The following is a 22,731-nucleotide window of genomic DNA, read 5'->3' as shown; positions in this document are numbered from 1 at the left end:
AGTACCCGGTGTCAGTCGCACGCACCCCGAACAGCGGCGCCAAGAGCACGCCCCTCGCAACACGACACGCGCCCGACATGCAGCATCCCAGCGAAAAGACCGTGCCCGAGCGCATGACAGACACAACACCACTCACACCGAGAGCGCCCACCATGACGATCAAAGACTTCGCCTACGACCATCCTGACCGCGACGTCGCGGCCTTCAAGCGCGCGGTGGCCAACAAGCTCATCTACGCCGTCGGCAAGGACCCCGTCGCGGCCAGCCAGGACGACTGGCTCAACGCCACCTCGCAGGCAGTGCGCGACCAGCTGGTCGAGCGCTGGATGATGACCACGCGCGCCAACTACGCGCAGGACCTCAAGCGCGTCTACTACCTCTCGATGGAGTTTCTCATCGGGCGCACCTTCACCAACGCGCTGCTGGCCGTCGACCTCTACGACACCGTGCGCGAGGCGCTGGCCGACTTCGGCGTCGACATGGATGCGCTGGCCGAGCGCGAGCCCGACGCGGCGCTCGGCAATGGTGGCCTGGGCCGGCTCGCGGCGTGTTTTCTCGATTCGATGGCCACGCTCGGCGTGCCGGGCATGGGCTACGGCATCCGCTATGAATACGGCATGTTCCGCCAGCGCATCGTCGACGGCCAGCAGGTCGAGACGCCCGACTACTGGCTCACGCGCGGCAACCCCTGGGAATTCCAGCGACCCGAAGTCAACTACCGCGTGCGCTTCGGCGGCCACGTGCAAAAGCGCGAAGGCACCAACGCGCCCTACGGCGCGGCCGACTGGGTCGACACCCACGACGTGCTGGCCGTGGCCTACGACACCATCATCCCGGGCTACGGCACGCAGGCCACCAACACGCTGCGGCTGTGGTCGGCGCGCGCCACCGAGGAAATCGATCTCTCGGCCTTCAACCGCGGCAACTACATGGGCGCGGTGGAAAGCAAGAACCAGTCGGAGAACGTGTCGCGCGTGCTCTACCCCGACGACTCCACGCCATCGGGCCGCGAGCTGCGGCTGCACCAGGAGTATTTTTTCTGCAGCGCCAGCGTGCAAGACCTGCTGCGGCGCTACCTGCGCAACCACAAGACCTTCGAGCAGCTGTCGGAAAAGGTCAGCATCCACCTGAACGACACGCACCCGGTGCTCGCGGTGCCCGAGCTGATGCGCCTGCTGCTCGACGAGCACGGCCTGGCGTGGGACGAGGCCTGGGCGCACACGCAAAAAGTGTTCAGCTACACCAACCACACGCTGATGCACGAGGCGCTGGAGACCTGGCCAGTCGAGATGCTGGGCCGCATCTTGCCGCGGCACCTGCAGATCATCTACGACATGAACGCGAAGTTCCTGGCCACGGTGACGCAGAAGGTGGGCAACGACGTCGAGCTGATGCGCCGGCTGTCGCTGGTCGATGAAGCGGGCGAGCGGCGCGTGCGCATGGCGTACGTGGCGGTGCTGGCGAGCCACTCGATCAACGGTGTGTCGGGGCTGCATTCGGAGCTGATGAAGCAGTCGATCTTTGCCGACTTCGACAAGATCTTTCCGGAGCGCTTCAACAACAAGACCAACGGCGTGACGCCGCGCCGCTGGCTGGCGCAGGCCAATCCGCCGTTGGCGGCACTGCTCGACCAGCGCATCGGCAAGGGCTGGCGGCGCGACCTGTCACAGCTCGAAGCGCTCAAGCCGATGGCTGCGCAGCCGGCCTTCGTGCGGGCCTTTCGCCACGCCAAGCGCGAGAACAAGCTGCGGCTGGCCAACTGGGTCGAGCAGCATCTGAAGATCGACCTGGACACCGACGCGATGTTCGACGTGCAGGTCAAGCGCATCCACGAATACAAGCGGCAACTGCTCAATGTGCTGCACGTGGTGACGCGCTATCACCGCATCCTCGATGCGCAGGCCACGAACGGTGCGGGCACGCCCATCGACATCGTGCCGCGGGTGGTGGTGTTCGCGGGCAAGGCGGCGTCAGCCTACGCGATGGCCAAGCTGGTGATCCGGCTCATCAACGACGTGGCGAGCACCATCAACGCCGACGCGCGCGTGGGCAAGCTGCTGAAGGTGGTGTTCCTGCCGAACTACAGCGTGAGCCTGGCCGAGATCATCATGCCGGCGGCCGATCTGTCGGAGCAGATTTCCACCGCTGGCACCGAGGCCTCGGGCACGGGCAACATGAAGTTCGCGCTGAATGGCGCACTCACCATCGGCACGCTGGACGGCGCCAATGTGGAGATGCGCGAGAACGTCGGGCCGGAGAACATCTTCATCTTCGGCAACACCACGCCGGAGGTGGCCGACATCCGGGCACGCGGGTACCAGCCGCGCGACATCTACGAAGAAAACACCGAGCTCAAGCGCGTGCTCGACGCGATCCGCGACGGGGCGTTCTCACAAGGCGAGCCGGCGCGCTACCAGGGCATCTACGACGCGCTGGTGAACTGGGGCGACCACTACCTGCTGCTGGCGGACTACGCGAGCTACGTGGCCAAGCAGGCCGAGGTCGATGCGCTGTACCGCGATTCGGATGCGTGGACGCGGATGGCTGTCCTGAACGTGGCGGGGATGGGCGCGTTTTCGTCGGACCGCACGATTGCGCAGTACGCGCATGAGATCTGGCATACGAAGCCGGTGGTGCTGGCCTGAGCCTTGTTGGCTCTTCGGTATTTCTCCCTCCCCTCCCGGGGGAGGGCCGGGGTGGGGGCACGGCGGCCTCAACGTCTCTGCGGCACGGGATGCGGGGTCAGCCCCCATCCCAACCTTCCCCCGAAGGGGAAGGAGCAAAACCAGGACAGGGTCAGCGCGGCTTTCCAGCAGCCGACGCGTCGGCCTCTGTCACGAACCCGATGCGGCTCAGCCCTGCCTTGTTCGCAATGCCCATCAGCGTGACCACCTTGCCATAGGGCACGGTCTGGTCGGCACGCAGTTGCACCTCGGTGTCCTTGCTGTCGGCAGCGGCCTTTTCAAGCCGCGTTGCCAGCTCTTCATCGGTCACGGGCTGGTCGTTGAAGAAGACCTTGCCCGAGGCATCGACCGACAGGCTCACGAACTTGGGCGCGTCGTTGGGCTGGCCCGCATCGGTCTGCGGCAGGTCGAGCTTGATCGAGCTGGCCATCAGCGGCGCGGTGATGATGAAGATCACCAGCAACACCAGCATCACGTCGACCAGCGGCGTGACGTTGATGTCGGACAGCGGCCGCTGCGCGCCGGCCCCCATCGCGCGCCCGCCACCGCCAGCGCTGCTGCCCAATGACGTGCGACCGAAGGCCATGATTTATTGATTGACGAGTGGCTTGCCGGGTCAGACCGGCATTGGCCGGGCGGGCGGCGGCGCGGCGGGCTTCGGGGCCTCGCCGAAGCTGCCGAGCAGGTCGTGCGCGAAACCTTCGAGCTCGGCTTCGATGCGGCCGATGACGCGGCCGAACACGTTGTAGGCCAGCACGGCCGGAATGGCGACGGCCAGGCCGAAGGCGGTCATGACGAGTGCTTCGCCAACCGGGCCGGCCACCTTGTCGATGGTGAAGCCACCGGTCTGGCCCGCGATGCCCGAGAGCGCGCGGTAGATGCCCCAGACCGTGCCCAGCAGGCCGACGAAGGGCGCGGTGGCGCCGACGGTGGCCAGAAGAATCTGGCCGGCCTGCAGGCGCCGCAACGCGCCGTGCAAAGCGTCGCGCAGCACGCGGGTCAGGCGCTGGTTGCGGTCGCCCGTCGCGCCCAGTGTTCCGTCGGGTGCGCCCGCGGCCGCGCCCTTGATGGCGGACACAGCGGGCAAGACGAGCGTTGCGCGGTCGAAGGCCTTGAGCTTGTGCTCGGCGTCGGTGAGCGTGGACGACTGCCAGAACGCGGCGATGCTGCGCAGCACGTCGCGCGTGCCGCCGCGCAGCAGCCAGGCTTTCCAGAGAATCACGACCCAGCTTGCGATCGACATGGCCAGCAGCAGCGCCGCCACCGCACGGCTGACGCCGTCACCCTGGGTCAGCAGTTCCAGCACGCTCATCGGCGGTCCTTGTGGGTCTTGCGTGAATCAGCGCAGGCCGAGCACGTCGAACATGTCGAACAGGCCGGTCTTCTGGCCGCTCAGGAAGCGCACGGCGCGCAGGGCGCCCTGCGCGTAGGTGACGCGGCTCGAAGACTTGTGCGTGACCTCGATGCGCTCGCCGATGCCCGCGAACAGCACGGTGTGGTCGCCCACGATGTCGCCGCCGCGGATGGCCGAGAAGCCGATGGTCGAGGGATCGCGCTCGCCGGTGATGCCTTCGCGGGCATAGACGGCGCAGTCCTTCAGGTCTCGGCCCAGCGCATCGGCGATGACTTCGCCCATCTTGAGCGCGGTGCCCGAAGGCGCGTCGACCTTGTGGCGGTGGTGGGCTTCGATGATCTCGATGTCGTAGCCGGTCGACATGGCCTTGGCCGCCATTTCGAGCAGCTTGAAGGTGACGTTGACGCCCACGCTCATGTTGGGCGAGACCATGATCGCGATGTCCTTGGCGATCTCGGCAATTTCGGCTTTTTGCGCGTCGCTGAAGCCGGTGGTGCCGATCACGGCCTGCACGCCCAGTTCGCGGCAGACCGCGAGGTGCGCGAGCGTGCCTTCGGGGCGGGTGAAGTCGATGAGGACCTGCGCGTCTTTCAGGCCGGTGCGCAGGTCGGACACGATGGGCACGCCGCTGGTGAAGCCCAGGAAGGCGGCGGCATCGGCGCCCAGTGCGCCGCTGCCGGCCATGTCGAGGGCGCCGGCGAGGCGGCAGTCTTGCGCATTGCGCACGGCCTCGATGAGCATGTGGCCCATGCGGCCCGAAGCCCCGGCGATCGCGACGCGGCGCGATGCGGGGGTGGAAGAAGAAGAGGAAGAAGAGATGGGTTCAGTCACGCGGATTCAGTCTTCGGAATGGCCACAGGGATGCATGGACACGGGACGGACGCCGCCTGACTCGGCGGGCGCCGCCCGCTGTTGCTGCCGGTGCTGCGCTCAGCGCGCGGCTTCGAGCGGGGGGTAGGCTGCCGGCAGGGGCGGCACGGTGGCGGCCGAAGCAGCTGCCGCGGTGTCGGATTTGCCGTCCTTGTCTTTGTCCTTGGGCGCGTATTTCTTCAGGTCGTCTTCAGAAGCTTCGAGCTGCGGCACCTTGCCGCTCTTCTTGCGGGTGTCGAGCGTGGCGACGAAGTCTTCTTCGCTGGGCATTTCGTCGCCCACGAAGCGGTCCATGATCTCGCCGTTGAAGAACACGGTCAGGTGGCGCTCTTGCGGCTCGACGCCCTGGCGGCGAATGGTGAAGACGTAGTCCCAGCGGTTGGCGTGGAAAACATCGGTCAGCAGCGAGGTGCCGAGGATTTCACGCACCTGCTGGCGCGACATGCCGGGCTTGAGCGCCGCGACCTGTTCCTTGGACACGAAATTGCCCTGCACCACTTCGACCTTGTAGGGGGTGACAGCCGACAGCGCGCCACGCGTGCGATCGCTGAAACCGCTGCAGGCGCCGAGGAAGAGCGTCGCGGCGACGGCAGCAACCAGCAGCCAGGGACGGCGTTTGAGAATGGCAGGCATGGGAGGAAAAAGGGGTAGCGATATGATCGGCCATTGTAGCGGCTGGCCTTTTCGGGGCCCCGGCCGCAGCACCGGGTGCAGGAATCAACATGGCCAATATCGACGAACTCAAGAATACCGGCCTCAAGGCCACATTGCCACGCCTGAAGATTCTCGAGATCTTCCAGACCGGCAGCCAACGGCACATGACGGCCGAAGACGTGTTTCGCGTCCTGCTGAACGAACATTCGGACATTGGCCTTGCCACGGTGTACCGGGTGCTGACGCAGTTCGAGCAGGCGGGCATCCTGGAGCGCAGCCACTTCGAAAGCGGCAAGGCGGTCTACGAACTGAACGAAGGCACGCACCACGACCACCTGATCTGCACCTCGTGCGGCAAGGTCGAGGAGTTCTACGACGCCGAGATCGAACGCCGCCAGCAGATGATTGCCAAGGACAAGGGCTGGATCCTGCAGGACCACGCCATGTCGCTCTACGGCCTCTGCGGCGACTGTGTAAAGAAGCGCTAACGACGGCTTACCCCCTCTGGCAGCAGCACGCTGTCAGTCCTGGCCGTTTTCCATCGCCTTGTGGTGGCGCGCCACGAAATCTGCGTAAGTGTCGATGCCGCGCAGCTGCAGGATCGAATTGCGCACCGCCGCCTCGACCAGCACGGCGATGTTTCGCCCCGCCACCACCTGGATGATGACCTTGCGCACCGGAATGCCCAGCACGTCCTGCGTGAGCGGCGCCGAGGGCATGCGCTCGTAGTCGCGCTCGAAGCTGTCGCGCCGCACGAGGTGCACGATGAGCTTCAGGCGCATCTTCCGGCGCACCGCCGTCTCGCCGAAGATCGCGCGGATGTCCAGCAGGCCGATGCCGCGCACCTCCAGCAGGTTCAGCAGCAGGTCGGGGCAACGGCCCTCGATGGTGTTCTGGTTGATGCGATAAAGATCGACCGCGTCGTCGGCCACGAGGCCGTTGCCGCGCGAGATCAGCTCCAGCCCCAGCTCGCTCTTGCCCAGGCCCGATTCGCCCGTGATCATCACGCCCATGCCCAGGATGTCCATGAACACGCCGTGCATTGAGGTGCGCTCGGCGAAGTGCTTGGACAGGTAGGCGCGCAGCAGGTCGATCACGAAGGCCGACGACTCGCGCGTGGCAAACAGCGGCAGCTGGGCGCGCTCGCAGATCGACAGCAGCTCGTCGGGCGGCGCCTGGCCATCGGCCAGCACCAGCATCGGCGGCTCCAGCGTGACGATGCGGGCAATGCGGCGGGCGCAGTCTTCCTGGCTGCCGCGCGTCAGGTAGGCCACCTCGCGGGCGCCCAGGATCTGCACGCGATACGGGTGGATGTAGTTGAGGTAGCCGACCAGGTCGGCGGCCGACTGGGCCCGGCTGATGACTTCGGGGTCGAACTGGCGCTCTGACGCTCCGAGCCCGGCGAGCCATTCCCAGCGGAGCGATCCGCGGAACTCCTCGAACATGGCATCGGCGCTGATGACGGTCGGCTTCATGCGTTCAGGAGACGGCGCTCAACGCCGGCTTTGGATGGTGAGTGACAGGAGGTGTCGCGCAGCTTATCAGCAGCCGCGCGAGCCGACGCATGCGCTCAGGCGACTTGCGTGGACTGCCAGCCGGCAATGAGGCCGTGCAGAACGGCCGCGTCGGTGCTGGACTTGATCTGTTCGCGCAGGCTGGCGTCGCTCAGCAGCTCGGCGATTTCAGAGAGGATTTCGAGGTGCTTCTGCGTGGCCGCTTCGGGCACCAGCAGGAAGATCAGCAGCGCCACGGGTTGCTCGTCGGGGGCGTCGAAGCCGATCGGATTGGCAAGCTGGAACACGGCGGCCATTGGTGCCTTCAGGCCCTTGATGCGGCCATGCGGAATGGCGACACCATGGCCCAGACCGGTGGAGCCCAGGCGCTCGCGCGCAAACAGGCTGTCGGTAATGAGGGCACGGCCCAGGCCGTGAAGGCTTTCGAACAGCAAGCCGGCTTCTTCAAAAGCACGTTTTTTGCTGGTGGCGTCAACGCTCACGAGCACTTGAGCGGGCGGCAGGATGGACGCGAGGCGATTCATGGTGGGTGCAGAGCGGGGGCGATTATGCACCCGCTTGGTAAAAACCCCCAGTCCCCTTATCTACTTTTTGTCTACATGTTGCCCGGAGGCCTCGTACACCTCGAAGGGGCTTGCAAAGCCGCACTGCAACAGTCGGAAAACAAAAAGCCGCCCGAAGGCGGCTTGCGTGGCGTAAGCCCCTGGTGGGGCTACTGCTTACATCAGGCGCTTGGGTGCCGCGTGATGGTGGTCTTGCAGGCGGTCCTTGTGGCGCACCACCTGGCGGTCGAGCTTGTCGACCAGTTCATCGACCGCAGCGTAGAGATCAGCGTGGCTCGACTCCGCGAACATGTCATTGCCCTTGACGTGGATGTTGCATTCCGCCCTTTGGCGGCGTTCCTTTTCCTTCTGCTTTTCCACCGTGAGGATCACCTTCACATCGACTACCTGGTCGAAATGTCGGGTGATCCGGTCCAACTTGCTCGTGACGTAGGTGCGCAAGGCAGGTGTGACGTCGAGGTGATGACCGCTGATCGTCAAATTCATGAATGACCTCCTGGAATTGACGGTTGGGGAAATGACCCCGCTCCGGAATGAAGCGTGGTCGGCGAAACAGTGACTGGGAGAGGGAGAAAGGGGGAAGAAGAGGGAGGGGAGGAAGGAGAAAGAGGGGTCGGTCGATTCACTATGCCCAAGCTGTCACGGTATTGCAATACCCGAGTTGCCCGGGGGTACGGGGCCTCGAAAATGCCTCACGATCCGCTATTCAATCCATAGCGGACAACGCCAGCGGGGCAGCCGCTACAGCGCTTTGAAAGCAAGTGTTTTCATTTCCCTGCCGCGGTGACCATGCCGCGCGAAGGGCCAGCCCGTTCAGCGCCAAGCGGCGCGCATGCGGTTGCGCAGATCGATCACGGCGGCCGGCGGCGGCACCGCGGGCGGCAGCACCGGCGGAGGCGGCCAGGTCTGCTGCTCGAAGCCCTCGAGGTCGGCGTCCGCGATGAAGCGCGTGCGGTTGGCGTACAGGTGCCGGTCGCCGCGCGCCGCCTGCTGCGGAATGTAGAAGCGCTGCGGCACCAGCAGGTGCAGATGGTCGCGCGCCCGCGTCATGGCCACGTAGAGCAGCCGGCGCTCTTCTTCGAGCTCGTGCGCGCCCTGCGCCACGTCGGCCGGCATGCAGCCGTCGACCACGTTGAGCACATGCACCGAATTCCATTCCTGCCCCTTGGCCGAATGGATGGTCGAGAGGATCAGGAAGTCTTCGTCGAGCAGCGGCGGGCCCGGGCGGTCGCTGGTGGCCTCGGGCGGATCGAGCGTGAGCTCGGTCAGGAAGCGTTCGCGCGAGCCATACCCGGCAGCGAGCCGCGCGAGCTGCTCCACGTCTGCGCGGCGCACGCCGGAGGTGTCCTCGTACAGCCGCTCCAGGTGCGGCAGATACCAGTCCATGGCCAGTTCCACGTCGGCCGGCCACGCCAGCGAAGGCGCACGCAACGCGGCATAGGCGTCGGCAAAGTCGGACCACTGCGCGCGCGCCGCGGAAGGCGGCACGAAATCGCGCACGGCCGCGGCGGGGTCGGCGGCCTGGTCCATGGCATCGAGCAGCCGCGTACCCGTGACGGGCCCGATGCCCGGAATCAGTTGCGTCACGCGAAAGCCCGCCATGCGACCGCGGGGGTTCTGGGCAAAGCGCAGCACCGCGAGCAGGTCTTTCACGTGCGAGGCCTCAAGGAACTTGAGGCCTCCGTACTTCATGAACGGGATGTTGCGGCGTGCCAGTTCGAGCTCGAGGCCCGCGCTGTGCGACGAGGTGCGAAACAGCACCGCCTGCGACTTCAGCGCCAGCCCGCCCTCGCGATGCTCGAGCACCTTGTCGGCCACCCAGCGCGCCTGCCCGGCATCGTCGGGCACGAGCACCAGCAGCGGCTTGCCGGCCGAGGGCTTGTCGGTCCAGAGCGTCTTGGCGTGCCGCTCTGCGGCATGCGCAATGACGCGGTTCGAGACATCGAGAATCGGCTGCGTCGAGCGGTAGTTGCGCTCCAGCGTGACCACCCGGGCATCCTGAGAGAACTGCGAGGGAAAGTCGAGGATGTTGCGCACCGTCGCGCCGCGAAACGAATAGATCGACTGTGCGTCGTCCCCCACCACCGTCACGCCGCGTCCGTCGGGCTTGAGCGCCAGCAGAATCGCGGCCTGCAGCAGGTTGGTGTCCTGGTACTCGTCGACCAGCACGTGGTCGAAGCGCGCGCCCATGGCCTCGGCCAGTGCGGGCTCGGCCGCCATTTCGGCCCAGTAGAGCAGCAGGTCGTCGTAGTCGAGCACGTTCTGCTGCTGCTTGGCCTCGACATAAGCGCCGAACAGCTTCTTGAGCTCGGCCTCCCATTCGTCGCACCAGGGAAACGACTCCTTCAGCACCTGGGCCAGCGGCGCGCGGGTGTTGACGCAGCGCGAGTAGATCGACAGGCAGGTGCCCTTGCGCGGGAAGCGGTTCACCGTCGAAGACAGGCCGAGTTCGTGGCGCACCAGCCCCATGAGGTCTTCGGCGTCGCCGCGGTCGTGGATGGTGAAGTTTTCGTCCAGGCCGATCTGCGCGGCGTACTCGCGCAGCAGCCGCGCGCCGATGCCGTGGAAGGTGCCGGCCCACGGCAGTGCGGGCGGCCGCTCGGACTTCAGGCCCAGCACCCGCGCCAGCACCTGGCCCGCGCGGCGCTCCATTTCCTGCGCGGCACGGCGCGAGAAGGTCAACAACAGCAGGCGCTGCGGATCGACCCCGCCGGCAATGAGGTGCGCCACGCGGTGCGCCAGCGTGCTGGTCTTGCCGGAGCCGGCGCCGGCAATCACCAGCAGCGGGCGCTGGTCGCCATCCAGGGCCGCGCCCACGCCGTGCTCGACCGCCGCGCGCTGCGCCTCGTTGAGCGTGGCCAGCGCCGCGGCAAGGCGCTCGGCCTGGGTCTTGGGCGCGGCGGAAAAAACGGAAAGCGCAGCGGTCTGCATGGGCACGACTTTACTGTATGTCCGTCCAGTCCAGCCACCTTCCCGACTTGTGGCCGGTGACATAATCGCGCCTCGCTGCAACTGGAGACTGCCCCATGGAAACCGCCCCGTCTCGGCAGCTTTCAACTCCCTTTCTGACCGCTTGATCGCTTGCGTCGGGCCCGGGAATTGAAAGCGCCCCTCCCTCGCCCATCGTTCAGTCATCCCCGGGAGTGAGCCCATGCTCAATATCTTTACGCTCGCCAACGGCCGCCTCGTCCAGGAAGAGATCGAGTCGCTCGAAGAGCTCTCCAAGTTCCAGCCCATCTGGGTCGACCTCGAGTCCCCCACGCTCGAAGAAAAGCGCTGGATCAAGCAGTACTACGGCCTCTCGATTCCCGAAGACGCGATGGACGAGGACATCGAGGAATCGGCCCGCTTCTACGAAGAAGACAACGGCGAACTGCACATCCGCTCCGACTTCCTGATCGACGACGACGAAGACCCGCGCACCGTGCGCGTTGCCTTCATCCTCAACCAGCACAACACCGACCTGCGCAGCCGCGGCGTGCTGTTCTCGATCCACGACGAAGACGTGCCCGTGTTCCGCCTGCTGCGCATGCGCGCACGCCGCGCACCGGGGCTGATCGAAGACGCCAAGGAAGTGATGCTCAAGCTGTTCGACGCCGACGCCGAATACTCGGCCGACACGCTGGAGAACATCTACGACGAGCTCGAAGTGGCCGGCAAGAAAGTGCTGTCGGGCAACGTCAGCGACGAGCTGGCCGGCGAGGTGCTCGGCGCCATCGCGCGGCAGGAAGACTTGAACGGCCGCATCCGCCGCAACGTGATGGACACGCGCCGCGCGGTCAGCTTCATGATGCGCAGCAAGATGCTCAACGCCGAGCAGTTCGAAGAAGCGCGGCAGATCCTGCGCGACATCGAGTCGCTCGACAACCACACGGCCTTCCTGTTCGACAAGATCAACTTCCTGATGGATGCGACCGTCGGTTTCATCAACATCAACCAGAACAAGACCATCAAGATCTTCTCGGTGGCCAGCGTGGCGCTGCTGCCGCCCACGCTGATCGCGAGCATCTACGGCATGAACTTCAAGTTCATGCCCGAGCTCGACTGGGCCATGGGGTATCCGTATGCCATCGTGCTGATGGCGGCCAGCGCGCTGGTGCCGATGTGGTACTTCCGCCGGCGCGGCTGGCTCAAGTAACGGCCGCTTCTGCAGGCGGCAGCGTGGCCAGCCACGCGCCGACCAACGCAAGGCTGTAGCGGCTCGCCACCTCGGCCACGAAACGCGCGAAGTCGCCATGCGCGGCATCGTCCGCGCGGTCTGAAATGGTCCGCATCGCAGCAAAGGGCACGCCGTAGTCGTGGCACACCTGTGCCACCGCCGCGCCCTCCATCTCGACCGCGAGCGCATCGGGCAAGTCGCGCTGCAAGGCGTTGCTCTCGGCGGTGGTCGAGACGAAGCGGTCGCCGCTCACCAGCAGGCCGCGGTGCACTTTCGGCGAACGAAGGCCGAACGCATCGACCGCCTGCCGGCCGATCAGGGCCACCGGGTCGCGCAACACTTCGGCCGCCACGGCCGACAGCGCATTGCCAATGGCCGCGTCGGCCCCGAAGCGTGCCATGCCCATCAGCGGCACCTCGTGCTTCGGGAACAACGGCGACGCGTCCATGTCGTGCTGCAGCAGTTCGGTCGCCACGACCACGTCACCGACGTTCACGCCCGGCGCCAGTCCACCCGCCACGCCGGTGAACACGATGGCCCGCACGCCGAAGCGCTCGAGCAGCACCGTGGCCGTGACCGCCGCGGCGACCTTGCCGATGCGCGACAGCACCGCGACCACCGGCTGGCCCTGCAGGTGGCCCACCCAGAAGTCGCGCCCCGCGACGCGCACGCGCTGCTCGTCGGGCATCCGCGCGAGCAGCGCGCCCAGTTCTTCCTGCATGGCCGCCACGATGGCGATGGGTGCAGACGTCGAAGAGCTCACGGTTTTCTTTCCAGAAACACCGCGGAACCGGCTTTGCCGGGCCGCAGGTGTTGCCCCCTGCAAGGGGGTTGGAGAAGCGACACGAAGTGCGCGAAGCCTGGGGGTTTACTTGATGTCCACGCCGTAGAAGGTATGGCGGCCGAACGGGCTCAGCTTGAAGTCGATGACCTCTTTGCGCACCGGCTTCAGCTGCACCGCGTGCGCGATGGTGAACCACGGCGCCTGCTCCTTGAAGATGACCTGCGCCTTCTTGTAGAGCGCATCGCGGTCGGCCTGCTTGACCGTGCTCTTGGCCTTCACCACGAGGTCTTCATACGGCTGGTAGCAGAACTTCGAGATGTTGCTGCCGCTCGCCGACTTGGCCGAAGCGCAGCCCAGCAGCGTGTACATGAAGTTGTCCGGGTCGCCGTTGTCGCCGGTCCAGCCCAGCATGCCCATCTGGTGCTCACCGGCCTGCAGGCGCTTGCGGTACTCGCCCCACTCGAAGCTCTTAATCTCGGCCTTGACGTTGATCTTGGCCAGGTCGGCCTGCATCAGTTCGGCGATGCGCTTGGCGTTCGGGTTGTACGGGCGCTGCACCGGCATGGCCCACAGGTCGGTCGAGAAGCCATCGGGGAAGCCGGCCTGCGCCAGCAGCTTCTTGGCGGCTTCGGGGTCGTACGGATCGTCCTTGACGGCATCGTTGTAGGACCACATGGTCGGCGGAATCGGGTTCTTCGCGGCCACGCCGGTCGTGAGGTACACGCCGTCGATGATGGCCTTCTTGTTGATCGCCATGTTGATGGCCTTGCGCACGCGCACGTCGTCGAAGGGCTTCTTCGTCGTGTTGTACGAGAGGTAGCCGACGTTCAGGCCCGGCTGCTCCAGCACCTGCACGTTCGGGTCCTTGCGGATTGCATCGAGGTCGGCCGGGTTCGGGTACGGCATGACGTGGCACTCGCCCTTCTGCAGCTTGGCCCAGCGCACCGAAGCGTCGGGCGTGATCGCGAACACCAGGTCGTCGATCTTCGCCTTGCCGCCCCAGTACTGCGGGAAGGCCTTGAAGCGGATGACCGCGTCCTTCTGGTACTGCACGAGGTAGAACGGGCCGGTGCCGATCGGGTCCTGGTCGATCTTCTCGGGCGTGCCGGCCTTCAGCATGGCAATGGCGTATTCCTTCGACTGGATGCCGGCGAACGGCATGGCCAGGTTGGCAAGGAACGGTGCTTCGGCCTGATTGATCACGATCTTCACCGTGTAGTCGTCCACGCGGTCGACCGATTTCAGGAGCTTGGGCATGCCCATGTCGGTGAAGTACGAGTGGTTCTGGCTCGTGACCTTGAAGTAAGGATCGCTCTCCTTCCATTGCCGCTCGATCATGAACATCACGTCATCGGCGTTGAAATCGCGCGTGGGCTTGAAGCTCTTGCTCGTGCTGTGCCACTTCACGCCTTTGCGCAGATGAAAGGTGTAGACGGTGCCATCGGCCGAGATGTCCCATTTCTCGGCCAGCCCAGGCACGACCTTGGTACCACCGCGCTCGAACTCGACGATGTTGTTGTAGACCTGCGTGGTAACGTCTTGCGAGGTGCCGGTGGTGTTGATGCCCGGGTAGAAATTCTCCGGGCTGCCTTCAGAGCAATACACCAGCGTCTTGGCGGACACGGCACCACAGGCCAGGGTAAGGGCCGCAAGCGCTGTCGGTGCCAGAAGCGCCAGCTTTCGTGAGCGGCGCGAAACGGGTGGTTGGGTCTTCATGTGGACTCCTTGAGACACGGTTGAGAAAGAACGGACTTGCCTAGGGACTTGTCGCCATCGGAACGGCGAGCACGGGAACATCGGCACGCACGGGCGGCGCGCCGTCGAGAAACTTCTCAGAAAAGTGGCAGGCCACCAGCCGCTCGTCGAGCATGCGTGGCAATGGCCGTTCTTCGCGGCAGCGCGGCGCCACATGCGGGCAGCGCGTGCTGAAGACACAGCCCGAAGGCGGGTTCAGCGGCGACGGCAGCTCGCCCTTGAGCACGATGCGCTGGCTGCTGAGGCCCGGCGTCGATGCCAGCAGCGCCTGCGTGTAGGGATGCAGCGGCCGCGCGAAGATGCGCGACTTGGGCCCCTGCTCCACCGCATGGCCGAGGTACATCACGAGCACGTCGTGCGCAATGTGCCGCACCACGCCCAGGTCGTGCGAGATGAAGAGATACGCCAGGCCCAGCTCGGCCTGCAGGTCGGCCAGCAGGTTCAGCACCTGCGCCTGGATCGACACGTCGAGCGCCGACACCGGCTCGTCGGCCACCAGCAGGCGCGGCGACAGCATCAGCGCGCGCGCAATGGCAATGCGCTGGCGCTGGCCGCCCGAGAACATGTGCGGATAACGGTTGGCGTACTCGGGCCGCAGGCCCACGCGGGCGAGCATCTCGCGGGCCTTGGCGGCACGCTCGGGCTTGCTCAGCGTGGTGTTGATCGCGAGCGGATCTTCGAGCACCGCCGAGACTTTCTTGCGTGGATTGAGCGAGCCGTACGGGTTCTGGAACACCAGCTGCACGGCCTGGCGCAGCTCGCGCTTTCGATCGGGTGCCTGATTCACCGCATCGGTGCCGACCAGCGTGAGCTGCCCGGCTGTCGGCTTTTCGATCAGCGCGATCATCCGTGCCAGCGTCGACTTGCCGCAGCCCGATTCGCCGACCACGGCCAGCGTGCGTCCGCGCTCGATGCGAAATGAAATGTCGCCCACGGCGCGCAGTTGCGAAGGCGCGCGGAACATTCCGCGCCGGATCTCGTAGGTGCGTTGGAGGTTGCTTGCCTCCACCACCACTTCGTTCGGCGCCTGGCCCATTGCGGCAGTGCTTGGGGTCACTGCGGTCATGGCAGCGCCTCGGCCACCGGCAGTCGCGGCGGGTCTTTCTCGATGGCTTCCAGGCGTCCGGGCTCGCCCAGCGGAAAGTGGCATCGGACCTCGGCCCCTTGCGATTCACGCAGCATCGGCCGCACATGGCAGGCGCGCTCGGTGACGTAGCCGCAGCGCGGCGAGAACAGGCAGCCCACGGGCCGGTCGTGCACGCCCGGCACCACGCCGCTGATGGTGGCGAGCCGTCCCTCGGGCGCGGCGCGCTCGGGCAGTGCCGCAAGCAGCGCCTCGGTGTACGGATGCTGCGGCGACGCGAAGAGGCGGTCGACACGCTGGTGCTCCATCACCTGTCCCGCGTACATCACGGCAATGCGTTGCGCCATTTCGCTGACCACGCCCATGTTGTGCGTGATGAGCACCAGTGCCATGCCACGCTCTTTCTGCAGGTCGCGCAGCAGGTCGAGGATCTGCGCCTGGATGGTGACGTCGAGCGCGGTGGTCGGCTCGTCGGCAATCAGCAGGCGCGGGTTGCACGCAATGGCCATCGCAATCATCACGCGCTGGTTCATGCCGCCCGACAGCTGGTGCGGATAGCTGCCCAGGCGCGACGACGCGGCGGGAATGCCCACCTGCTCCAGCAGTTCGGTCGCGCGCCGCTTGGCATCGCGCTTGTCGAGCTTCAGGTGCAGGCGCAGCGTTTCCATCAACTGGAAGCCGATGGTGAAGCAAGGGTTGAGGCTGGTGGTCGGCTCCTGGAAGATCATCGCGACCTCCTTGCCGACCAGCGCGCGGCGCGCCTTGTCGGAGATGCCGAGCAGCTCCTTGCCCGCGAAGCGCATGTGGTCCGCGCGCACGCGGCCCGGAAAACCGACGAGGCCCATCAGCGCCATCATCGTGACGCTCTTGCCCGAGCCCGATTCACCGACGATGCCGAGCACCTCGCCCTCTTCGAGCGTGAGGCTCACGCCATCGACCGCATGCAGCACGCCGCCCTGCGTGGGGAACTCGACGTGAAGATCCTTGATTTCAAGCAAAGGCATTTCGTTCTCTCCTTTGCTTCAGCGCTTGAGCTTCGGGTCGAGCGCGTCGCGCAGCCCGTCGCCCAGCAGGTTGAAGGCCAGCACGGCCGCGAGGATCGCAAGGCCCGGGAAGGTAACGACCCACCACGCGCGCAGCACGAACTCGCGTGCATCGGCCAGCATCGTTCCCCACTCGGGCGACGGCGGTTGCGCGCCGAGGCCGAGAAAGCCGAGCGCGGCGGCATCGAGAATGGCGGTCGAAATGCCGAGCGAGGCCTGCACGATCAGCGGTGCCGCGCAGTTGGGCAGCACCTCCCGGAACATCAGGCGCAGCGTGCCGGCGCCGCTGACGCGCGCGGCGGTCACGTAGTCGCGCGACACTTCCGCGATGACGGCGGCGCGCGTGATGCGCACGTAGTGCGGCAGCACCACGATGGCCACCGCGAGCATCGCGTTGATCAGCCCCGGCCCGAGGATCGCGACGATCACGATGGCGAGCAGCAGACTCGGCAGCGTGAGCACGATGTCCATCAGCCGCATGATCGCGATCTCGAGGATGCCGCGAAAAAAACCCGCGATGAGCCCGAGCACCACGCCCGCCACCACCGACAGCACCACCACCGCGACGCCGATCGACAGCGACAGCCGCGCGCCGTACATCAGCCTCGACAGGATGTCGCGCCCGATCGCGTCGGTGCCCAGCAGGTAGCTCATGGAGCCGCCCTGCTGCCAGGCCGGCGGCTGCAGGAAGACGGCGCTGTTGGTTTCGTTCGGCGCGTGCGGTGCGATCCACGGCGCGAACAGCGCGACCAGCAACAGCAGCACGATGGTCGCGAGCCCGATGACCGCGCCGCGGTTGGCGGAAAAGGCCGTCCAGAATTCGCGCCAGGGCCCGGGAGGCACGGCGCTCGCGCCGGCAGGGGAAATGCTCTGTGTCGTTGCCATGCGTTCAGCGCCGGATGCGGGGGTTGATGACGCCGTAGGTCACGTCGACGAGCAGGTTGACCATCATCACGATGGCGCCGAGCAGCAGCATGCCGCCCTGCAGCACCGGATAGTCGCGACGGCCGATGGCCTCGATGAGCCACTTGCCGACGCCGGGCCACGAGAAGATGGTTTCGGTAAGGATCGCGCCCGTGAACAGCACGCCCACCTGCAGCCCGATGACGGTCACGACCGGAATCAGCGCATTGCGCAGCGCATGCAGCCCCACCACGCGAAAGCGCGAGAGGCCCTTGGCGCGCGCGGTGCGGATGTAGTCTTCGCCGAGCACTTCGAGCATGGCCGAACGCGTCATGCGCGCAATGACGGCGAGCGGCACGGTGCCGAGCACCACCGCCGGAAGAATGAGGTGATGCAGCGCCGACCAGAAGGCATCGGTGTCGCCCGCGCGCAGCGAGTCGATCAGCAGGAAACCGGTGTTGGGCTCGATGAAGTACTGCACCGAGATGCGGCCCGACACGGGTGTCCATCCGAGCTGCACCGAGAAGAAAAGAATCAGCAGCAGGCCCCACCAGAAGATCGGCATCGAGTAGCCGGTCAGCGAGGTGGCCATGACGCCGTGGTCGAAGATGGAGTTGCGCCGCACTGCCGCAAGAATGCCGGCCGGCAGCCCGAGCAGCAGCGCGAAAAGAATGGCGCAAACCGCCAGTTCGACGGTGGCCGGGAAGAGCGCGAGGAACTCGCTCATCACCGTGTCCTGCGTGATGATCGACTTGCCAAGGTCGCCGTGCAGCACGCGGCCGATGTAGATGCCGTACTGCACGAGGATCGGCTTGTCGAAGCCGTAGGCGGCACGCAGTTCGGCGTGGCGTGCGGGATCGATCCCGCGCTCGCCGGCCATGGTTTCTATGGGGTCGCCCGGCACGAGCCGGATGAGAAAGAATGCCAGCAGCGTCATGCCGATGAAGGTCGGCACCAGCAGGGTCACGCGGGTCAATATGAATCTGAACATCGACCAGCGAATATGCAAGATTGATACCGTGCCCCTACCCGGGCCGAACCCTTACTTCCGCGCGTCTCGGAACCGGAGGGTCCTTGGTTTCGAGGGGCAGAGTGCAGCACTTTCAGTCTAAGTTTCATCGGAATTTTCCCGTGTGTATGTTCAAAGCAGGTATCCCACGCACGCCTCGTCCCCTCTTGAGTGATGCGAGTTGAAAAGGCCTGTGCGGCCACCCTTACATCGACTGGAAAGCAATGGCTGAAGGGCGGGAGCTGAGTTCCCGCAACTTCAACCTGCCGTGATTTGCATCGCAGCCGAGACAGCCGATCACCAGAGCACGCGTGCGCCCGCGCTGGCCTGCACTGAACTCTTGACGCGCGTGTCGCCACCCGCGCTCCAGAGCTTGCCCAGTTCACCGTACAGGCCGAAGACCGGTGTCAGCGCCAGCGTTGCGCCTGCGGCCAGTTCAGTTGACGTACCACCGGTCGAAGAGTTGATTGCCGTGCGAGCACCCGATGCACTGAAGCTGGCCACGTCGTTGCCGTTCGAGGCGCGATAGAGGTTGAAGCGCGCATACGGTTGCAGCCGCCCTGCCCCCATTCCCACTTCGCCCTTTACGCGCACGCCCAGGCGCGCGAGCCACGCGCTGTCGGGGCGCTGACGCACCTGCGTGCTGCCGGCGAGCGTCGCGTCGTCGAGGCTCAATCGCTGATGGGTCAGTTGCAGCTGCGGCTCGACCTTCCAGTTGCCCGTACCGCCCAGTTCGAAGGACTGCCCCACTTCGACTGAGGCCAACAGGCTTTGGCCCTTGCCGGCGCCGGCACTGCCGGACTGCGTCAATGGGTTGACGAAGCTGTAGCTATGGCGGCCAGACTGCAGCACGGCATCCGCATACAAGCCGTTGTCGCTTGCGTAGGTGCCGTAGGCGCCCAGGTACTGGTTGTGCAGGCTGCTGCCACCCACGTGCAGGTTCTGGACGCCGCGCACTGAGCCGCTCACGCCCATTTCGCCATCGAGTTGGCCGACGTAGACGCCCGCGCGCCAATTGCGAACACTCAGCAGATCGGTGCCGGCCTGGAAGCCGTCGAGCCGGCCATGGCTCTGCGGACTCACGGTGCCGCTCTGGCGGATGTCGAGGTTGGTCGAGATGACCCGGCCCCACGCGCGGCGCTGGCTGCCGATGTCGGTGGTACTGGTGCTGTCGGCGTCCGTCGGTTTACCGCTCGCTGCCCTCACGTCGTCGTCACCCGCGCGCTGGTGCATGTTGCCCAGCATGGCCAGGCTGGCCTGGCGCAGTTGCGCCGGCAGTGCCGCGTACTGAGGCACTTCACTGCGGTAGTAGGTCTGGCCCTTCGGCGAGGATGAGCTCAGGTAGCCGCCGCTGCCGATGTTGTTCAGACGGTATTCGTACGCGCCCGCATCGACATGATCTCCAGCCAGAACGAAAGCGTTGCCTTGAACACTTGCACCACCTGTAGTGCCGATCAGCTCGATGCCGTTGCCGATCGTCGCACCACCAAGGCCCGTGAAGTTGCCGACCTGCACCATAGTGATGCCGGTGGCAATTGCGGCAGAACCACTCAGCAGAACATGATCCGACACAGCAGGACTCACCGCGCCCAGCTTGAGAAGACCGCCATTGCCCACCCAGGGGCCTGCAACGGTCAGCACCGTTCCAGGTGCGCTGCCTGCCACGACGACAGTGCCCGAGAGGTTCATGCCCGCAACCCGCTGGCTGTAGCCAGCCAGGTTCAGCGTGGCGCCCGTGTTCACGGTCATCGCGCTGGCAGCGCTGAAAGTGTTAGCGGCACCGGCTTGCAGCGTGCCCGCCGCAACCGTGGTGGCGCCGCCGTAGACGTTGGCGCCTGCCAGCATGAAGGTGCCGCTGCCGGTCTTGGCCAGGCCGCCGCTGCCGGCGATCTGCCCCGAGAACGTGGTGGTGCTGTTGTCCGCGCCAGTGTTCAGCGCCGCAGTTCCCAGCGAGACGTTGCCGCTGCCGGACAAGGAGCCAATGCTCTGGTCGAAGTTGGCCAGATCGAGCTGCCCCTGAGCGTCCACGAAGAACGCACTGCGCGGCGAGAAGCCCGTGGCGGAGCCCGCGCGCAAAATGCCGTTGATGACCCCGGTGGGACCGGAATAGGTATTGGCGCCCGACAGGGTCAGCGTGCCGGTGCCCAGCTTGGCAAGACCACCGGCCTTCGCACCGTCTGTCATGGCGCCCGACAGGGTCAGCCCGAACGCTTGCGTGTCGATGTTGCCGATGCCGCTGAGCGTCACCGCATTGGCCAGCGACAGGCCATCGGCCGCAGCCTGCAGCGTGGTGGAGTCGGACATGGCCAACGTGCCGGTGCCCAGCGCAGTTGAAGAGCCAACCCCGAGCGTGCCGCCCTGCAATTGCGTACCGCCCGAGTAGCTGTTGTCGCCGGTAAGGGTCAGGCTGCCAGCACCGCTCTTGATCAGGCTACCGACGTAGTCAGCGTCCGTCTTTGTTCGAAGATTGCCAATTCGCGCCTCTCCGGCGTCAATCAGGACTTGAACATTTGCGTTGCTTGCAAGAAGGAGGTCACGCGAAGAATTGAAGACCGCCTGCACCATCGCACCATCGTCGCGCCCGGCAATGAAATTGTCGAAATCACCAGACTGGCTGCGCTGACCGGTCCAGTTGGGATGAAGGGCTTCATAAAGCGCCAGAAGTTGCTTGCCAACCGGGTCTGCGTCGATGGCGGCCAGGGCCACCCGGAGTTTCTTGCTGGCGGCGGCTCCACCACCGGTATTGGCGGTGATTGCAGCGTTGAGGAGTTGCTTGCCCTGTGCCATTCCAGCCAGAAGTGCTGCTGATAGTGTCGCCGCATCCGGTACGGCCTTCAGCTGCTTCGACTGGTCAGCCTTCTTGTCGGCCCATCCGGTGATTTCGGCAGATTCCTCGGCCTTGCGTTGTCTTTGGGTGGTTTCGGAGATGTTGTTGGTCCAGGTATCGGACATTCCGGCCGGAAGATTGGCCGTGACTGCCCCCCCGAACTCCCCAAAGCCGTTCATGGCTTTCTTTAAATCAATAAACCCCCGCCCGAATTTCTCATCTGCGAAACCGACTGGGCTCGTACCGGCATGGCTTGCCGTGCTCAGCAATACATCACGAACCGCGGGCATGTCCAGATACGGATAGCGGCTGGCCACTAGGGCCATGCTTGCCGCGCCTACGGCCGAAGCGCCCGAGGTGCCGTTAAAAGTTTTATACCCACCATCCGCAGTTGGCGCATAGGTCGAGTCCGGAGCTGCGAGACAGTACCATTTGGTGATAGCACATACATTCGAATAAGAAGCCAGGTCACTTGTACCGTCATTCCTTGCCACCACGACAAGCCAATTGCGCTCGTACTTGGGCTCGAAATAAGGGAGTACACCTCCTACGTGAGGCATATCATTGGAATAGTTTCCTGCGGCGACCACATTGACCGCACCGGCGGACGCAGCATCGCGCATTCCATTCAGGATTTTTCCATCCTTTCCTCCGAGATATTGAGTGGTCAAATTCGCAAGACCACCCTTTATTTTTACATCTGCCGGCTGCGGTGCAATCTGCCATTCATGAAGAATGATCCGGACACCGTTCGCCAAAAGCCCCTTCATGGACTGATTGAATAACTCAGGGTCCTTTTCTTTTTGCTCGATGACCTTGCTATCGAGGCTCCCTTGTTTGTCACCATATTGATATACCTCTCCTGATCGGGCGGTATATACGACACTGTCAAAAGCGATGCCCATCGTGCCGATATGATCGCGCCTGGCTGTGATCGTACCCGCCGCCCCGGTGCCGTGGTTCCGGCCATTGGGAGGAGTCGGATCCGTCCAGGCGGCATTGATATCGAACGGATCACCCGCCCTGACGTTATAAGGGCCTCCCGCCGGGCCGATATTGATGTCATAAAAGCCAATTGATCGTATGCCGATCAATCTGCTCGAATCGAATTCTGGGTGCTTTGCATCCGCACCCGTATCCAGATCGCCGACCTTCACACCTTTTCCAGTTACACCCAGGGCATAGGCATATTCAGAGCCCAGAATTTTCAGCGAATTCGTTTTCACAAACTCCGCATCGCCACGCCAACTGGCTGCAGCTGCTTCCAGATCAGGCGTCTTGCTGCCATCGACCATGGTGTACGACGCGGTTCTGCCATATTGCAAAAACTCTGGAATCGGGCCAGGAGGCACAGCAGATTGCGCAAGCACTGTCCTGGAAAATGATGCCCCGCAGATGAAAAAAATTCCCAAAACTGTGTGGAAAAAAATACCAATGCACGGAAGGTTCCGCTCAATCGATGATTTGCTAACATATGGTGAATAGTTTTTTACATTTTTCTGCATTTTCATCTCCCTCGAAGATTAGA

At 64.9% G+C, this 22,731-nt stretch carries 18 protein-coding genes; 3 read left to right on the top strand and 15 right to left on the bottom strand.

Features of this window, described 5'->3' with window-relative positions; all coding sequences use genetic code 11:
• Positions 1–152 precede the first annotated feature (152 nt).
• Entirely contained in the window at positions 153–2,645 is a 2,493-nt protein-coding gene (locus tag DBV14_RS07195; RefSeq protein WP_124458511.1) for a glycogen/starch/alpha-glucan phosphorylase, read from the top strand.
• A 151-nt stretch (positions 2,646–2,796) separates the two neighbouring features.
• On the opposite strand, the gene DBV14_RS07185 is transcribed toward DBV14_RS07195, so the two are convergent.
• The 4 genes from DBV14_RS07185 to DBV14_RS07170 all read right to left on the bottom strand — a co-directional run bounded on the left by DBV14_RS07185 (position 2,797) and on the right by DBV14_RS07170 (position 5,541).
• Positions 2,797–3,270, bottom strand: coding sequence for a biopolymer transporter ExbD (locus tag DBV14_RS07185; protein WP_124458509.1), 474 nt, complete (start codon positions 3,268–3,270; stop codon positions 2,797–2,799).
• Positions 3,271–3,300: 30 nt separating this feature from the next.
• The gene (locus DBV14_RS07180; RefSeq protein WP_124458508.1) at positions 3,301–3,996 is read right to left on the bottom strand and encodes a MotA/TolQ/ExbB proton channel family protein; all 696 of its coding nucleotides are present in this window, start codon (positions 3,994–3,996) and stop codon (positions 3,301–3,303) included.
• 27 nt (positions 3,997–4,023) lie between these two features.
• Complete coding sequence (dapB, locus tag DBV14_RS07175) at positions 4,024–4,869, bottom strand: 4-hydroxy-tetrahydrodipicolinate reductase (protein WP_124458507.1); 846 nt, start codon at positions 4,867–4,869, stop codon at positions 4,024–4,026.
• Between the two features lie 99 nt (positions 4,870–4,968).
• A complete protein-coding gene (locus tag DBV14_RS07170) occupies positions 4,969–5,541 on the bottom strand; it encodes an outer membrane protein assembly factor BamE (RefSeq protein WP_124458506.1) in 573 nt (190 codons plus the stop codon).
• An 89-nt stretch (positions 5,542–5,630) separates the two neighbouring features.
• On the opposite strand from DBV14_RS07170, the gene fur reads away from it, so the two are divergent.
• Positions 5,631–6,050, top strand: coding sequence for a ferric iron uptake transcriptional regulator (gene fur / locus DBV14_RS07165; RefSeq protein ID WP_056584276.1), 420 nt, complete (start codon positions 5,631–5,633; stop codon positions 6,048–6,050).
• Between the two features lie 33 nt (positions 6,051–6,083).
• Here the strand turns inward: fur and hprK are convergent, their stop codons facing one another.
• The 4 genes from hprK to DBV14_RS07145 form a co-directional block, all read right to left on the bottom strand.
• Positions 6,084–7,037 carry an HPr(Ser) kinase/phosphatase gene (gene hprK, locus DBV14_RS07160; RefSeq protein ID WP_124458505.1) on the bottom strand — a complete coding sequence of 318 codons (954 nt, stop codon included), beginning with the start codon at positions 7,035–7,037 and terminating at the stop codon, positions 6,084–6,086.
• A gap of 95 nt (positions 7,038–7,132) precedes the next feature.
• Complete coding sequence (locus DBV14_RS07155) at positions 7,133–7,600, bottom strand: PTS sugar transporter subunit IIA (protein WP_124458504.1); 468 nt, start codon at positions 7,598–7,600, stop codon at positions 7,133–7,135.
• 195 nt (positions 7,601–7,795) lie between these two features.
• Positions 7,796–8,125, bottom strand: coding sequence for a ribosome-associated translation inhibitor RaiA (gene raiA / locus DBV14_RS07150; protein WP_081270768.1), 330 nt, complete (start codon positions 8,123–8,125; stop codon positions 7,796–7,798).
• Positions 8,126–8,452: 327 nt separating this feature from the next.
• Positions 8,453–10,570, bottom strand: coding sequence for an ATP-dependent helicase (locus tag DBV14_RS07145; protein ID WP_124458503.1), 2,118 nt, complete (start codon positions 10,568–10,570; stop codon positions 8,453–8,455).
• Between the two features lie 220 nt (positions 10,571–10,790).
• On the opposite strand from DBV14_RS07145, the gene corA reads away from it, so the two are divergent.
• Positions 10,791–11,777, top strand: coding sequence for a magnesium/cobalt transporter CorA (gene corA, locus DBV14_RS07140; RefSeq protein ID WP_124458502.1), 987 nt, complete (start codon positions 10,791–10,793; stop codon positions 11,775–11,777).
• On the opposite strand, the gene DBV14_RS07135 is transcribed toward corA, so the two are convergent.
• The 7 genes from DBV14_RS07135 to DBV14_RS07105 all read right to left on the bottom strand — a co-directional run bounded on the left by DBV14_RS07135 (position 11,770) and on the right by DBV14_RS07105 (position 22,708).
• Positions 11,770–12,561 carry a 5'-methylthioadenosine/adenosylhomocysteine nucleosidase gene (locus tag DBV14_RS07135; protein ID WP_124458501.1) on the bottom strand — a complete coding sequence of 264 codons (792 nt, stop codon included), beginning with the start codon at positions 12,559–12,561 and terminating at the stop codon, positions 11,770–11,772. The genes corA and DBV14_RS07135 overlap by 8 nt on opposite strands.
• Positions 12,562–12,666: 105 nt before the next feature.
• Positions 12,667–14,298, bottom strand: a complete 1,632-nt coding sequence (locus tag DBV14_RS07130) for an ABC transporter substrate-binding protein (protein WP_124458500.1) — start codon at positions 14,296–14,298, stop codon at positions 12,667–12,669.
• 40 nt (positions 14,299–14,338) lie between these two features.
• A complete protein-coding gene (locus DBV14_RS07125) occupies positions 14,339–15,403 on the bottom strand; it encodes a dipeptide ABC transporter ATP-binding protein (protein WP_311732737.1) in 1,065 nt (354 codons plus the stop codon).
• A complete protein-coding gene (locus tag DBV14_RS07120) occupies positions 15,400–16,425 on the bottom strand; it encodes an ABC transporter ATP-binding protein (RefSeq protein ID WP_124458499.1) in 1,026 nt (341 codons plus the stop codon). The genes DBV14_RS07125 and DBV14_RS07120 overlap by 4 nt, the downstream gene beginning before the upstream one ends.
• 18 nt (positions 16,426–16,443) lie before the next feature.
• Positions 16,444–17,349, bottom strand: coding sequence for an ABC transporter permease subunit (locus DBV14_RS07115; protein ID WP_124458498.1), 906 nt, complete (start codon positions 17,347–17,349; stop codon positions 16,444–16,446).
• Between the two features lie 4 nt (positions 17,350–17,353).
• Positions 17,354–18,358: an ABC transporter permease subunit gene (locus DBV14_RS07110; protein WP_124458497.1), complete on the bottom strand. Its 1,005-nt coding sequence runs from the start codon at positions 18,356–18,358 to the stop codon at positions 17,354–17,356.
• A 315-nt stretch (positions 18,359–18,673) separates the two neighbouring features.
• Positions 18,674–22,708: an autotransporter outer membrane beta-barrel domain-containing protein gene (locus DBV14_RS07105; RefSeq protein WP_260396857.1), complete on the bottom strand. Its 4,035-nt coding sequence runs from the start codon at positions 22,706–22,708 to the stop codon at positions 18,674–18,676.
• Between the last annotated feature and the right edge of the window lie 23 nt (positions 22,709–22,731).

Origin of the sequence: Variovorax sp. KBW07 (assembly GCF_003852515.1) — a bacterium.
Taxonomy (GTDB): domain Bacteria; phylum Pseudomonadota; class Gammaproteobacteria; order Burkholderiales; family Burkholderiaceae_C; genus Variovorax.
The sequence above is the reverse complement of the archived record's forward strand: the minus strand, read 5'-3'. Positions and strand labels throughout refer to the sequence as shown.

Coding starts and splice junctions, on each gene's coding strand:
- DBV14_RS07115 (WP_124458498.1), bottom strand. CDS start 17,349: ATGGCAACGACACAGAGCATTTCCCCTGCCGGCGCGAGCGCCGTGCCT.
- DBV14_RS07125 (WP_311732737.1), bottom strand. CDS start 15,403: ATGACCGCAGTGACCCCAAGCACTGCCGCAATGGGCCAGGCGCCGAAC.
- DBV14_RS07120 (WP_124458499.1), bottom strand. CDS start 16,425: ATGCCTTTGCTTGAAATCAAGGATCTTCACGTCGAGTTCCCCACGCAG.
- DBV14_RS07110 (WP_124458497.1), bottom strand. CDS start 18,358: ATGTTCAGATTCATATTGACCCGCGTGACCCTGCTGGTGCCGACCTTC.
- DBV14_RS07170 (WP_124458506.1), bottom strand. CDS start 5,541: ATGCCTGCCATTCTCAAACGCCGTCCCTGGCTGCTGGTTGCTGCCGTC.
- hprK (WP_124458505.1), bottom strand. CDS start 7,037: ATGAAGCCGACCGTCATCAGCGCCGATGCCATGTTCGAGGAGTTCCGC.
- raiA (WP_081270768.1), bottom strand. CDS start 8,125: ATGAATTTGACGATCAGCGGTCATCACCTCGACGTCACACCTGCCTTG.
- DBV14_RS07155 (WP_124458504.1), bottom strand. CDS start 7,600: ATGAATCGCCTCGCGTCCATCCTGCCGCCCGCTCAAGTGCTCGTGAGC.
- DBV14_RS07180 (WP_124458508.1), bottom strand. CDS start 3,996: ATGAGCGTGCTGGAACTGCTGACCCAGGGTGACGGCGTCAGCCGTGCG.
- DBV14_RS07105 (WP_260396857.1), bottom strand. CDS start 22,708: ATGCAGAAAAATGTAAAAAACTATTCACCATATGTTAGCAAATCATCG.
- DBV14_RS07145 (WP_124458503.1), bottom strand. CDS start 10,570: ATGCAGACCGCTGCGCTTTCCGTTTTTTCCGCCGCGCCCAAGACCCAG.
- corA (WP_124458502.1), top strand. CDS start 10,791: ATGCTCAATATCTTTACGCTCGCCAACGGCCGCCTCGTCCAGGAAGAG.
- DBV14_RS07195 (WP_124458511.1), top strand. CDS start 153: ATGACGATCAAAGACTTCGCCTACGACCATCCTGACCGCGACGTCGCG.
- DBV14_RS07185 (WP_124458509.1), bottom strand. CDS start 3,270: ATGGCCTTCGGTCGCACGTCATTGGGCAGCAGCGCTGGCGGTGGCGGG.
- DBV14_RS07130 (WP_124458500.1), bottom strand. CDS start 14,298: ATGAAGACCCAACCACCCGTTTCGCGCCGCTCACGAAAGCTGGCGCTT.
- fur (WP_056584276.1), top strand. CDS start 5,631: ATGGCCAATATCGACGAACTCAAGAATACCGGCCTCAAGGCCACATTG.